The sequence below is a fragment of the Streptomyces sp. WP-1 genome (assembly GCF_030450125.1).
GTDB classification, from domain to species: Bacteria; Actinomycetota; Actinomycetes; order Streptomycetales; family Streptomycetaceae; genus Streptomyces; species Streptomyces incarnatus.
Genome location: NZ_CP123923.1, coordinates 5,473,042 through 5,484,956, shown reverse-complemented (window position 1 = coordinate 5,484,956; position 11,915 = coordinate 5,473,042). Strand labels below are relative to the sequence as shown.

14 protein-coding genes are annotated in these 11,915 nt (G+C 72.4%); 9 read left to right on the top strand and 5 right to left on the bottom strand.

Translation table 11 applies throughout. The features are described from left to right. The first annotated feature begins 60 nt into the window (after positions 1 to 60). Positions 61 to 900 carry a DUF4429 domain-containing protein gene (locus QHG49_RS24190; RefSeq protein WP_301491260.1) on the top strand — a complete coding sequence of 280 codons (840 nt, stop codon included), beginning with the start codon at positions 61 to 63 and terminating at the stop codon, positions 898 to 900. Positions 901 to 986: 86 nt separating this feature from the next. Here QHG49_RS24190 and QHG49_RS24185 read toward each other — a convergent pair whose 3' ends face one another. Together QHG49_RS24185 and QHG49_RS24180 are read right to left on the bottom strand one after the other, a co-directional pair. After that, positions 987 to 2,006 (bottom strand): aldo/keto reductase, encoded by a 1,020-nt coding sequence (locus tag QHG49_RS24185; RefSeq protein WP_301491258.1) that lies wholly within the window; start codon positions 2,004 to 2,006, stop codon positions 987 to 989. Next, on the bottom strand, positions 2,003 to 2,467 hold the full coding sequence (locus QHG49_RS24180) for a MerR family transcriptional regulator (protein WP_085564545.1): 465 nt from the start codon (positions 2,465 to 2,467) through the stop codon (positions 2,003 to 2,005). The genes QHG49_RS24185 and QHG49_RS24180 overlap by 4 nt, the downstream gene beginning before the upstream one ends. 96 nt (positions 2,468 to 2,563) lie before the next feature. Between QHG49_RS24180 and QHG49_RS24175 the strand changes: the two genes are divergently transcribed. Both QHG49_RS24175 and QHG49_RS24170 read left to right on the top strand, forming a co-directional pair. Beyond that, complete coding sequence (locus QHG49_RS24175) at positions 2,564 to 3,040, top strand: GNAT family N-acetyltransferase (protein WP_301492908.1); 477 nt, start codon at positions 2,564 to 2,566, stop codon at positions 3,038 to 3,040. Between the two features lie 19 nt (positions 3,041 to 3,059). Beyond that, positions 3,060 to 3,887 carry a serine hydrolase gene (locus QHG49_RS24170; protein ID WP_301491255.1) on the top strand — a complete coding sequence of 276 codons (828 nt, stop codon included), beginning with the start codon at positions 3,060 to 3,062 and terminating at the stop codon, positions 3,885 to 3,887. A gap of 36 nt (positions 3,888 to 3,923) precedes the next feature. Here the strand turns inward: QHG49_RS24170 and QHG49_RS24165 are convergent, their stop codons facing one another. After that, positions 3,924 to 4,577, bottom strand: coding sequence for a pirin family protein (locus QHG49_RS24165; RefSeq protein ID WP_301492906.1), 654 nt, complete (start codon positions 4,575 to 4,577; stop codon positions 3,924 to 3,926). Between the two features lie 96 nt (positions 4,578 to 4,673). On the opposite strand from QHG49_RS24165, the gene fasR reads away from it, so the two are divergent. The 5 genes from fasR to fabF all read left to right on the top strand — a co-directional run bounded on the left by fasR (position 4,674) and on the right by fabF (position 9,656). Beyond that, positions 4,674 to 5,879, top strand: coding sequence for a fatty acid biosynthesis transcriptional regulator FasR (gene fasR, locus QHG49_RS24160; RefSeq protein WP_145485145.1), 1,206 nt, complete (start codon positions 4,674 to 4,676; stop codon positions 5,877 to 5,879). A gap of 89 nt (positions 5,880 to 5,968) precedes the next feature. Then, positions 5,969 to 6,895, top strand: a complete 927-nt coding sequence (locus QHG49_RS24155) for an ACP S-malonyltransferase (RefSeq protein ID WP_145485146.1) — start codon at positions 5,969 to 5,971, stop codon at positions 6,893 to 6,895. A gap of 24 nt (positions 6,896 to 6,919) precedes the next feature. Then, on the top strand, positions 6,920 to 7,951 hold the full coding sequence (locus QHG49_RS24150) for a ketoacyl-ACP synthase III (RefSeq protein ID WP_145485147.1): 1,032 nt from the start codon (positions 6,920 to 6,922) through the stop codon (positions 7,949 to 7,951). A gap of 80 nt (positions 7,952 to 8,031) precedes the next feature. Beyond that, the gene (locus QHG49_RS24145; protein ID WP_037661514.1) at positions 8,032 to 8,280 is read left to right on the top strand and encodes an acyl carrier protein; all 249 of its coding nucleotides are present in this window, start codon (positions 8,032 to 8,034) and stop codon (positions 8,278 to 8,280) included. Between the two features lie 113 nt (positions 8,281 to 8,393). Next, on the top strand, positions 8,394 to 9,656 hold the full coding sequence (gene fabF / locus QHG49_RS24140) for a beta-ketoacyl-ACP synthase II (protein ID WP_145485148.1): 1,263 nt from the start codon (positions 8,394 to 8,396) through the stop codon (positions 9,654 to 9,656). 81 nt (positions 9,657 to 9,737) lie between these two features. Here the strand turns inward: fabF and QHG49_RS24135 are convergent, their stop codons facing one another. Then, on the bottom strand, positions 9,738 to 10,232 hold the full coding sequence (locus QHG49_RS24135) for a DUF3145 domain-containing protein (protein WP_037661510.1): 495 nt from the start codon (positions 10,230 to 10,232) through the stop codon (positions 9,738 to 9,740). Positions 10,233 to 10,488: 256 nt separating this feature from the next. Between QHG49_RS24135 and QHG49_RS24130 the strand changes: the two genes are divergently transcribed. Next, a complete protein-coding gene (locus QHG49_RS24130) occupies positions 10,489 to 11,373 on the top strand; it encodes an SGNH/GDSL hydrolase family protein (protein WP_159701068.1) in 885 nt (294 codons plus the stop codon). On the opposite strand, the gene QHG49_RS24125 is transcribed toward QHG49_RS24130, so the two are convergent. Continuing rightward, positions 11,348 to 11,869, bottom strand: coding sequence for an SRPBCC family protein (locus tag QHG49_RS24125; RefSeq protein ID WP_301491252.1), 522 nt, complete (start codon positions 11,867 to 11,869; stop codon positions 11,348 to 11,350). The genes QHG49_RS24130 and QHG49_RS24125 overlap by 26 nt on opposite strands. Positions 11,870 to 11,915: the final 46 nt, after the last annotated feature.

Genomic DNA, 11,915 nt, shown 5'->3' with positions numbered 1-11,915 from the left:
CAGGAAGTGCGGTCCGCGAAGGTGGCGACGGAGAAGGACGTGCCGCATACGATGAGCCGCATGGGTGACGTACTGGCGGGTTTTCATGCCGTCTGGGAGTTCGAGTCCGACTCCGTGCTCATCCGCTACGAACGGGGGATTCGAACACCGAAGTTGTTCCAGGCGCTCGGCGAGCGGCGGATCCCGCTGGCCGCGCTGGAAGAGGTCACGCTCACTCCCGGCCGGCGTGGCACCCTCGTTCTGCGGCTGGTGCCCCGGGCGGGCGCGGATCCCCTCATGGAGGCGGCGGACGGGCAGCTGAAGGAGGGTTCCGACCCCTACCGGCTGGTCCTACCGGCCGAGCGGGAGCCCCAGGCGGCGTCCCGCGCGGAGGAGTTGGCGGCGCGGCTGACGGAGTCGGGCCCCGCGGACCGGTACCTGGTGGCCGCGCCCACGGCGCCGCTCCAGTTCAAGGCGTACGACGGGAAGGCGACGTTCGACGGGACGTCGGTGCAGTTCCGCTGGTCCTGGACGGGCGCGTCCACGGCCAAGTGGAAGGCCGGCGACCAGAGTTACGCGGTCGCCGGCCTCAGCGGGGTGGAGTGGCGCTCACCGGAGGCCCTGGAGGGGTTTTTGCGGCTGCGCGCCTCGGGCACGGCAGCGGTCCCGGAGCCCGACCAGGACCCGGCGGCGGTGGTGTTCGGGCTGGGCTACGGCCCCGTGCACGAGTCGCTGCCGTTCGCCGCCGCGGTGCTCGCGGCCGTGCGTGCGCGCCGGCCGGTGCCCGCGGTGTCGCAGTGCCGCCGCGACCCCGCGGACATCGCCGAGCGGATCAGACACCTCGGTGAGCTGCACCAGGCCGGTCTGGTGACCGACGAGGAGTTCGCCGGGAAGAAGGCGGAACTGCTCGCGGAGCTGTGAGGCGTCCGCCGGGCTCGGTGAGGTCGTCAGGGCGCGGGTCCGAGGTGGTTTCTCGCGCGGTTCCCCGCGCCCCTTCGGGGGCGCCCCTATGCCTCCCGGCCGGCCGAGGTGAACGCCATGTCCGCGTACCGCTCGCCCGCCACCTTGCCCGCGATCGGCTCCAGCTGCGCCAGCTCCTCCTCGGTCAGGGTGATCCGGGTCGCGCCCACGTTCTCCTCCACCCGGCTCGCCTTGCGGGTGCCCGGGATCGGGATCACCGGCAGGGAGTCGACCGCCGCGCGCTGCTGGACCCAGGCCAGGGCGATCTGCGCGGCGCTCGCGTCGTGGGCGGCGGCGATGGTGTGCAGGGGCTTCAGGAGGGCCGCGTTGGCGGCGGCGTTGTCACCGGTGAAGCGGGGCTGCTGGCGGCGGAAGTCGTCGGCGGTGAGGTCCTTGTCCGCGTTGGCGAACGCGCCGGTGAGGAAGCCCCGGCCGAGCGGCGAGTACGGCACCAGGGCGACGCCCAACTCCCGTGCGGCGGGCACGACATGCGCCTCGATGTCCCGGCTGAACAGGGACCACTCCGACTGCACGGCCGCGATCGGGTGCACGGCGTGCGCGGCGCGCAGCTCCTCGGCGGTGACCTCGCTGAGGCCGAGGTGCTTGACCTTGCCCTCGCGCACCAGCTCCGCCATCGTGCCGACGGTCTCCTCGATGGGCACGTTCACATCGCGGCGGTGCATGTAGTAGAGGTCGATCACATCGACGCCGAGCCGCCGGAGGCTGCCCTCGACGGCCTCGCGGATGTACGGGGAGTCGTTGCGGATGATCCGCTTGGTCGGGTCGTCCTTCGGGATGGACAGGGCGAACTTGGTGGCGATCACCACCTCGTCGCGGTGGGCCCGGAAGAACGGGGCGAGGAACCGCTCGTTCTCACCGGCGCCGTACGCGTCGGCGGTGTCGTAAAGGGTCACGCCCAGTTCGAACGCGCGGTCGAGGGCGGCGCGCGCCTGGTCGGTGTCGGTGGGGCCGTAGCCGAAGCTCATGCCCATGCAGCCGAGTCCCTGCACACCGACCTCGGGCCCCTGCGCTCCCAGGCGGGCCGTCGGAATCCTGGTGTCGGTCATCGCGTGTTCCCCTCAGTGGCGTAAAAATCGATCTTGCGGTCGAGCACGGCGAGCGTGTCCCGCAGCTCCGCGATCCGGCCGAGCACGTCCCGGCGGGTCTGCTCCAGCAGTTCCTGCCGCTCCCGGTAGGTGCCGGCGCCCTCGCGCACCAGTTCCGCGTACCTGACCATGTCCGCGACCGGCATGCCGGTCAGCCGCAGCTTGGTCACCAGGTCCAGCCAGTCCAGGTCGCGGTTGGTGTACCGGCGCTGACCCGTGTGCGAGCGGTCGACGTGCGGCATCAGGCCGATCCGCTCGTACCAGCGCAGCGTGTGCGCGGTCAGGCCGGTGCAGGCGACGACCTCGCTGATCGTGTAGCGGTCCTGGCCGTCCGGGCGCGGGTGGCGCGGGGGCCGGGCGGAGCAGATGTCGGCGGGGTGTGAGTCCTCAAGGGTCGCAGGCGTGGTCTGCATCACCGTCATGCCTCAACGCTATGACCTTCGAGTGCACTCCAAGCAAGCCGGGCCGGTAAGAAAACCGCAGGACCGGGCGCGGGGTGGCTGGATGGCGTGCGCGGCCTGAGTCTCGCACGCCGGGCCGGGCCCGAGGACGCCGCCGAGGTACCGCGCCTGCGCCAGGTCATGATCGATTCGCTGGGCAGGCCGGGCTTCGCCGGGGAGACGGGCCGGCACGCCGAGTCCCTGCCGCTGCTGCGCGAGCGGCTCGCGGACACCGGCTCGGACGTCGGGGCGTTCGTCGTCGAGGCACCGGAGAGGCCGGGCGGGCCGGCCGCGCCGGCGGCGGGCACGGTGGACCACCGCGTCGGCACCCCGCACGATCCCCGGGGCCGGGTCGGCTACGTCTTCAGCGTGGCCACCGGCCCGGACGCCCGGCACCGGGGATACGCGCGGGCGTGCATGGCCGAGCTGCTGGCCCGGCTCCGGGAGCGGGGCGCCGGACACGTCCTGCTCACCGCCTCCCCGGACGCCCGGCCGCTGTACGCGTCACTGGGCTTCACCCGGGACCCGGACCCGTCGATGCGGCTCATGCTGTGAGCGGCATAGTCTCGACGGCATGTCGTTGAACAGCCTGGTGTCGATCGAGAACTGGCCCGTGCCCACCGCGGCCGCGGGTGTCGTACGAGCCGACGGGACCGTCCTCGGGACGCACGGACCCCTCGCCCACCGTTTCCCCCTCGCCTCGGTCACCAAGCCGCTGGCCGCCTACGCGGCGCTGGTGGCGTACGAGGAGGGGGCGATCGAGCTGGACGAGCCGGCCGGGCCGCCCGGGGCGACGGTGCGGCATCTGCTGGCGCACACCTCCGGCCTCGCCTTCGACGAGCACCGGGTGATGGCGCCGCCCGGGGAGCGGCGGCTGTACTCCAACGCCGGGTTCGAGCAGCTCGGCGACCACATCGCGAAGGCGACGGACATCCCGTTCGCGGACTACGCGCGGCAGGCGGTGCTGGAGCCGCTGGGCATGACGGCCACCTCGCTCGCGGGCTCCCCGGCGAAGGACGGTGTCTCGACGGTGGCGGACCTGCTGCTGTTCGCGGCGGAGGCGCAGGCGCCCCGGCTGCTGGACCCGCGCACCGTCGCCGAGGCGATGACGGTCCAATTCCCGGGCACCAAGGGTGTGCTGCCGGGCTACGGCCATCAGAACCCCAACGACTGGGGTCTCGGCTTCGAGATCCGTGACGGCAAGTTTCCGCACTGGACCGGCAGTTCCTCCTCCCCGCGCACCTTCGGCCACTTCGGCCAGGCCGGCACCTTCCTGTGGATCGACCCGGACGCGGGCCTCGCCTGCGCCGCCCTCGCCGACCGCGCCTTCGGCCCCTGGGCCGTCGAGGCGTGGCCGGTCTTCACCGACGCGGTGCTGGGCGAGACGCGCGGCATGCGCTGACCCGGCCGTCGGCGCCGGGGCCGCGAGCGGGGCCCGTCAGCCGGACATCTCCCAGACGAGCAGCTCGGCGGGCGTCACCGCGACCGCCTCCAGGCCCCGCGCGCCGGTGACCCGGGCCGCGTCCCCGGCGCCCAGCCCGGCGCCGTCCAGCAGCAGTTCGCCGCGCACGACATGGACGTACAGGTACGCCGCGTCCGGTACGGCGGTCCGCTCCCCCGCGCCCAGCCGGCGCACATGCAGCATCGCGCCCGCGGCCGGGACCGCGTAGGGGGTGGCGTCGGCGATGCCGGGGACGATGCCGTACGACGGCTCGCCGCCCGGCTCCAGCGGGGCCAGCCACATCTGGAGGAAGACCAACGGGCCCTCGCCGTCGTTGCGTTCGACGTGCCGTACGCCCGCCGCCGCGCTCAGATGCTGGACGTCCCCCGCGCGCACGGTCCGCTCGTGGCCCGCGGAGTCGCGGTGGGTCAGCGCGCCCTCGATCACCCAGGTGACGATCTCGGTGTGGCTGTGCGGGTGTTCGCCGAATCCGGCGCCGGGCGCGAGCCGTTCCTCGTTGCAGGCGATCAGCGGGCCGAAGCGCAGATTGCCGGGGTCGTAGTGCGGGCCGAAGGAGAAGGCGTGGCGGGTCTCGATCCCGGCCGCCGGGTCCCCGCCCGGGTAGCGCTCGGCGGCGCGCCGTACGTCGATCACGGGCCCACCGTAGTCCCGTCCCCGGTGCGCGCGGGCCCCGGGTCGCCGACCCGGCGACGCATGGTCCCGTCCTGATAAGGCACTCTTGTCCCCGTGCCCGAACCCGAATCCCACCCTGGTGACCCCGCAGCATCCTTCGTCCATACGCACGCCGCGACCCTGAAACGGCTGGAGAAGTCCTCCGGGAGTCTCGCCGCCCAGGCCATCGCGCGGATGGACGAGACCCTGCCGTGGTACCGGGCGATGCCCCCGGAGAACCGGTCCTGGATCGGACTGGTCGCCCAGGCGGGCATCGCGGCGTTCACCGAGTGGTTCCGGCACCCGGACACCCCCCAGGCGATCTCCACGGACGTCTTCGGGACCGCGCCGCGCGAGCTGACCCGGGCGATCACGCTGCGGCAGACCGTGGAGATGGTGCGCACCACCATCGAGGTCATGGAGAGCGCCATCGACGAGGTGGCCGCCCCGGGCGACGAGCGCGTGCTGCGCGAGGCGCTGCTGGTGTACGCGCGGGAGATCGCCTTCGCGACCGCCCAGGTGTACGCCCAGGCCGCCGAGGCACGCGGTGCCTGGGACGCGCGCCTGGAGTCGCTGGTGGTCAACGCCGTGCTCAGCGGCGAGGCCGACGAGGGCGCCGTCAGCCGGGCCGCCGCGCTGGGCTGGAACTCCCCCGAGCATGTGTGCGTCGTCCTCGGCACCGCCCCGGACGGGGACAGCGAGCTGACCGTGGAGGCGATCCGGCGGGCCGCGCGGCACGCCAAGCTCCAGGTGCTCACCGGCGTGCTCGGGAACCGCCTCGTGGTGATCGCGGGCGGCAGCCCCAACCCGCTCGCGGTGGCGAAGTCTCTGATCGGGCCGTACGCGGCGGGTCCGGTGGTCGCCGGTCCCGTCGTACCGGACCTGCTGGCCGCCACCCGGTCCGCGCAGGCCGCCGCGGCCGGGCTGAAGGCGTGCACGGCGTGGCAGGACGCGCCGCGGCCCGTGCTGGCGGACGATCTGCTGCCGGAGCGCGCGATCGCGGGCGATCCGAGCGCCCGTGAGCAGTTGGTGGAGGAGATCTACAGACCACTGGGAGAGGCCGGATCGGCGCTCCTGGAAACCCTGAGTGTCTACCTGGAGCAGGCGAGCAGCCTGGAGGGCGCGGCGCGCATGCTCTTCGTTCACCCGAACACCGTGCGCTACCGGCTCCGACGTGTGACAGACGTCACCGGGTGGTCGCCTTCGGATGTACGATCCGCGTTCACGCTGCGGATCGCGCTCATCCTGGGGCGCCTGGCCGACGGTGACCCCCAGGCATAGGGTTTTGTCGGAGGTCAACAAAAGCCCTTCGTGTTCTTCGTCCCTGTCCCCACGGGCGGCCGTGCCCGTACCCAAGAGAGAGTGTGAGAGTGCTCGTACTCGTCGCTCCCGGCCAGGGCGCCCAGACGCCCGGCTTCCTGACCCCCTGGCTCGAACTCCCCGGCGCCGCCGACCGTGTCGCCGCGTGGTCGGACGCCATCGGTCTCGACCTGGTGCATTACGGAACCCAGGCCGACGCCGACGCGATCCGGGACACCGCCGTGGCGCAGCCGCTGCTGGTCGCCGCCGGGATCCTGTCCGCCGCGGCACTGGGTGCCATGTCGGAGATCGCGCCGGGCGCGGTGGCCGGGCACAGCGTCGGCGAGATCACCGCGGCCGTCTTCGCGGGCGTGCTGCCGGACGCCGCGGCCCTGAAGCTGGTCCGCACCCGTGGCCTCGCCATGGCGGACGCCGCCGCGATCACCGGGACCGGCATGTCGGCGCTGCTCGGCGGCGACCCCGAGACCTCCCTCGCGCACCTGGAGAAGCTGGGCCTGACGCCGGCGAACATCAACGGCGCGGGGCAGATCGTCGCGGCGGGCACGCTGGAGCAGCTGGCGGTGCTGAACGAGGACAAGCCCGAGGGCGTGCGCAAGGTCGTCCCGCTGAAGGTGGCCGGCGCCTTCCACACCCGGCACATGGCCCCCGCGGTCGCGACGCTGGCCGAAGCCGCCGCCGGCCTCGCGCCCGCCGACCCCGAGGTCCCCTACGTCTCCAACAAGGACGGCGCGTCCGTCACGTCCGGCGCCGAGGTGCTGGAGCGCCTGGTCGGCCAGGTGGCCAACCCGGTGCGCTGGGACCTGTGCATGGAGACGTTCAAGGAGCTGGGCGTCACCGCGCTCATCGAGGTGTGCCCCGGCGGCACGCTCACCGGACTGGCCAAGCGGGCACTGCCCGGCGTCAGGACGCTGGCCCTGAAGACCCCCGACGACCTCGACGCGGCCCGTGCGCTCATCACCGAGCACGTCGACGCCTGACGCCTGACGCCTAAGGAGCCGTAGATGGCGAAGATCAAGCCCAGCAAGGGCGCCCCGTACGCGCGCATCCTCGGTGTCGGCGGCTACCGCCCGACCCGGGTGGTGCCCAACGAGGTGATCCTGGAGAAGATCGACTCGTCCGACGAGTGGATCCGCTCCCGCTCCGGCATCGAGACCCGGCACTGGGCGGGCCCCGAGGAGACGGTGGCCGCGATGTCGGTCGAGGCGGCCGGCAAGGCGATCGCCGACGCCGGTATCGACGCCTCGCAGGTCGGCGCGGTCGTCGTGTCGACGGTGTCGCACTTCGCCCAGACCCCGGCCATCGCCACCTCGATCGCCGACCAGCTCGGCACCGAGAAGGCGGCCGCCTTCGACATCTCGGCCGGCTGCGCGGGCTTCGGCTACGGCCTCACCCTGGCCAAGGGCATGGTCGTGGAGGGCTCCGCCGAGTACGTCGTGGTGATCGGCGTGGAGCGGCTCAGCGACCTGACCGACCTGGAGGACCGGGCCACGGCCTTCCTGTTCGGCGACGGCGCCGGCGCGGTCGTCGTCGGGCCCGCCACGGAGCCGGCCATCGGCCCGACCGTGTGGGGCTCCGAGGGCGACAAGTCCGAGACCATCAAGCAGACCGTCTCGTGGGACCGGTTCCACGTGGGCGACGTCAACGAGCTTCCGCTGGACAGCGAGGGAAACATCAAGTTCCCCGCGATCACGCAGGAGGGCCAAGCGGTGTTCCGCTGGGCCGTGTTCGAGATGGCGAAGGTCGCCCAGCAGGCGCTGGACGCGGCCGGGATCACCTCGGAAGACCTGGATGTCTTCATCCCGCACCAGGCCAATGTGCGGATCATCGACTCGATGGTGAAGACTCTCAAGCTGCCGGAGCATGTCACGGTCGCCCGTGACATCCGCACCACCGGCAACACCTCGGCCGCCTCGATCCCGCTCGCCATGGAGCGGCTCCTGGCGACCGGGGAGGCGAAGAGCGGTGACACCGCGCTCGTCATCGGATTCGGGGCGGGTCTCGTCTACGCCGCCACGGTCGTTACCCTCCCCTAGGCACTCCGTGCCGGATCATGCGATCCGGTGGGGGGTAAATGCCACAAACCGTCTGGAACATCGAAGAAGGAGCGCCTGACATGGCCGCCACTCAGGAAGAGATCGTCGAAGGTCTCGCCGAAATCGTCAACGAGATCGCCGGCATCCCGGTTGAGGACGTCCAGGTGGACAAGTCCTTCACCGACGACCTGGACGTCGACTCGCTGTCCATGGTCGAGGTCGTCGTCGCCGCCGAGGAGCGCTTCGACGTGAAGATCCCGGACGAGGACGTCAAGAACCTCAAGACCGTCGGCGACGCGACCGACTACATCCTCAAGCACCAGGCCTGAGCCATCCGCTGAAGGCCCTACGGCCGTCAGGCCGCGAGGCCGTCAGGCTGGCAAGGCCCCGCCACCCGGCGGTGGCGCCGTAGATTCCCGCATCCGTTGGAGAGAGAATTCCCGTGAGCCCGACCAATCGCACCGTGGTCGTCACCGGTATCGGCGCAACCACACCGCTGGGTGGCGACGCAGCCTCGTTCTGGGAGGCCCTGGTCGCCGGCGAGTCCGGTGTCCGCCTCCTGGAGGAGGAGTGGGCGGCGGACCTCCCGGTCCGCATCGCCGCCCGTATCGCCGTCGAGCCGGGTGAGATCATCCCCCGGCCGCAGGCCCGCAAGCTCGACCGCTCGGCGCAGTTCGCGCTGATCGCCGCGCGCGAGGCGTGGAAGGACGCCGGCTTCACCGCCCGGGCCGGCGAGGACGCGTCCGTCAACCCCGACCGCCTCGGCACCGTGATCGCCTCCGGCATCGGCGGTGTGACGACGCTGCTCGACCAGTACGACGTGCTGCGGGAGAAGGGCGTACGCCGCGTCTCCCCGCACACCGTGCCGATGCTCATGCCCAACTCCCCGGCGGCCAACGTCGGTATCGACCTGGGCGCGCGCGCCGGCGTGCACACCCCCGTGTCGGCCTGCGCCTCCGGCGCCGAGGCCATCGGGTACGCGATCGAGATGATCCGCACCGGGCGTGCGGACGTCGTCATCGCCGGTGGCACCGAGGCCGCGATCCACCCGCTGCCCATCGCCGCGTTCGGCAACATGATGGCGATGTCCAAGAACAACGACGACCCCTCGGGCGCGTCCCGGCCCTTCGACACGGGCCGCGACGGCTTCGTGCTCGGCGAGGGCGCCGGTGTGATCATCCTGGAGTCCGAGGAGCACGCGAAGGCTCGCGGCGCCCGGATCTACGTGGAGGCGGTCGGCCAGGGCATCTCCGCCGACAGCCACCACATCACGCAGCCGGAGCCCTCGGGCAACGGCATCGCGCACGCGCTCCAGAACCTGCTGGACAACACGGATCTGAAGCCGGCCGAGGTCGTGCACGTCAACGCGCACGCCACGTCCACCCCGCAGGGTGATGTCGCCGAGATCAAGGCGCTGTGGAAGGTGTTCGGCGACGACGTCGAGCACATGGCGATCTCCGCGACCAAGTCGATGACCGGTCACCTGCTCGGTGGCGCCGGCGGCATCGAGACGGTGGCGTCGATCCTGGCGCTGGTGAACCGTACGGCGCCCCCGACGATCAACATGAAGGACCTCGACCCCGAGGTCAACGCGGACATCGTGGTCGGCGAGGCCCGGCAGCTGCCGGAGGGCCGGATCGCCGCGCTGAACGACTCGTTCGGGTTCGGCGGCCACAACGTGGTGCTGGCGTTCCGCACCATCTGAGTACGCACAGGGAAGGGCCCCCACCAGCCGGTGGGGGCCCTTTCCCGTGCCCGGGGACGAACCGCGCGGCCGTACCGGGACTCAGACCACCTGGTGCAGCCAGCGCACCGGCGCGCCCTCCCCGGCGTACCGGAACGGCTCCAGTTCGTCGTCCCACGGCTTGCCGAGCAGCTTGGCGATCTCGGCCTCCAGGTCCGTCTCCTCGCGCTGGGAGCGGGTGAGGGCGGCGCGCAGGCGGTCCTCGGGGATGAGGATGTCGCCGTGGATACCGGTGACGGCGTGGAAGATGCCCAGGTCGGGGGTGCAGCTGTAGCGCTCGCCCTCGGCGGTGGCGCAGGGCTCCGCGGTGACCTCGAAGCGCAGCAGATGCCAGCCGCGCAGCGCGGAGGCGAGCTTGGAGGCGGTGCCGGGCCGGCCCTGCCAGGAGAACTCGGAGCGCCAGGTGCCGGGCGCGGCGGGCTGCCGGATCCAGTCGAGGTTGACGCGCGTGCCGAGCACCCCGGCGATGGCCCACTCGACGTGCGGGCACAGCGCGCGCGGCGCGGAGTGCACGTACAGAACTCCACGGGTCGTCACCGGAACCTCCGGGCTGAGCGGGACATCTTGCTGGCTTGCCGGCGGCTGTGGCACCACGGCCGCGCTGATGGCGAGGCTACCTTGCGGCGGGGCAAGGAGTGTGACGTACCGTCGGTCCCGGTGCCAGGAATCCTTCACCATTCACCCAGTGGGACGCTTGTACGGGCCCCGTTCGTTCCAGCGGACCCGGCGCCGGGAACCCTCGCACGTTGATATGGGGGAAGGCACCCGACTTCGAGCGAGGAGAACAGCGGGCATGCGGAAGCGAAGCCAGTGGGCGCGGCCCGCCCTGGCCGTGGCGGCGGCCACCGTGCTGGGCGTCGCCGGGTGCGACGCCCAGGGTTCGCCCACGGCCCGGGGCACCGGGACCCGGGCCGCACAGGCGCCGGTGTGGAACCGCAGTCCGGCCTCGGTCGCCGCCGTCGGCGACTCCATCACCCGCGGCTTCGACGCGTGCACGGTGCTGTCGGACTGCCCCGAGGTGTCCTGGGCGACGGGCAGCGACGCCGCGGTGGAGAGCCTGGCGGTACGGCTCCTGGGCGCGGCGGGCGCGGCCACGCACAGCTGGAACTACGCGATGACGGGCGCCCGGATGGCGGATCTTTCGCAGCAGATGGCGGATGCGGCGAGTCGCGACCCGGAACTGGTCACCGTGATGGTCGGCGCGAACGACGCCTGCCGCTCCTCCACCCGGGCGATGACCCCGGTCGCCGGGTTCCGCGCGGACTTCGAGGAGGCCCTGCGCACCCTGCGCGCGACCGCCCCGAAGACGCAGGTGTACGTCGCGAGCGTGCCGAACCTGAAGCGGCTCTGGGAGCAGGGCCGGGGCAATCCGCTGGGCAAGGAGGTCTGGAAGCTCGGCATCTGCCCCTCGATGCTGGGCGACGCCGACGACCTGGGCGAGGCGGCCGAGCACCGGCGCGACCAGGTCGAGGACCGGGTGGTGGCCTACAACAAGGTGCTGAAGGAGGTCTGCGCCGCCGACCGCCGCTGCCGCTTCGACGGCGACGCGGTGTACGACTACCGCTTCGACACCGACCAGCTCAGCCACTGGGACTGGTTCCACCCCAGCAAGGACGGCCAGGCCCGGCTGGCGTCGATCGCCTACCGGACGGTCACGGCCGCCGGTCCGGTGGCGTGACTCCCCCGCCCCCGCCCCCGTCCCTGCCTCCGCCCCCGTCCTCGCTCGCGTGCCGGGCGAGTTCGGCGGCCAGGCGGCGCATGACCGTCCGGTTGGCGCGGCGCATCGCGGCGCGGACGACGGGGGCCAGCAGGCGTTCGGGCAGCGGCGCGCACAGCCAGGTGCAGGTGAAGGAGACCCGGCTGCCGGCGCCGTCCGGGAGCGGGGCGATGGTGTACGTGCCGTGGGCCTGGCGGCGGCCGGCGGCGCTGACGTTGTGCTCGACGACGCGGTGCGGCGGTTCGGAGTTGATGACCTCGATGCTGACATCGGTCCGGGTGCCGCCCAGGGCGGCGGTGACGGTGGCGCGGGCGCCGAAGCCCCGGCTCGGGCCGCTGTAGCGCCAGTCGGTCAGGTAGTGGTCGGTGAACCGCTCGTGATGGGCCATCACTTCGAGGAAGTCATGGACCTGCGCGGGCGGGTACGGAACCTCGGTCGACACGGTGACGGGTCGCATGCACGGCACGCTATAGACGACCGCGCCGGTCACCTAGGGTTCCGGC

Bases quoted from the DNA above. Each gene is read 5' to 3' on its own strand.
- QHG49_RS24150 (WP_145485147.1), top strand. From the start codon at position 6,920: ATGGCGAAGATCAAGCCCAGCAAGGGCGCCCCGTACGCGCGCATCCTC.
- QHG49_RS24180 (WP_085564545.1), bottom strand. From the start codon at position 2,467: ATGACGGTGATGCAGACCACGCCTGCGACCCTTGAGGACTCACACCCC.
- QHG49_RS24145 (WP_037661514.1), top strand. From the start codon at position 8,032: ATGGCCGCCACTCAGGAAGAGATCGTCGAAGGTCTCGCCGAAATCGTC.
- QHG49_RS24125 (WP_301491252.1), bottom strand. From the start codon at position 11,869: ATGCGACCCGTCACCGTGTCGACCGAGGTTCCGTACCCGCCCGCGCAG.
- QHG49_RS24170 (WP_301491255.1), top strand. From the start codon at position 3,060: ATGTCGTTGAACAGCCTGGTGTCGATCGAGAACTGGCCCGTGCCCACC.
- QHG49_RS24190 (WP_301491260.1), top strand. From the start codon at position 61: ATGGGTGACGTACTGGCGGGTTTTCATGCCGTCTGGGAGTTCGAGTCC.
- QHG49_RS24130 (WP_159701068.1), top strand. From the start codon at position 10,489: ATGCGGAAGCGAAGCCAGTGGGCGCGGCCCGCCCTGGCCGTGGCGGCG.
- QHG49_RS24185 (WP_301491258.1), bottom strand. From the start codon at position 2,006: ATGACCGACACCAGGATTCCGACGGCCCGCCTGGGAGCGCAGGGGCCC.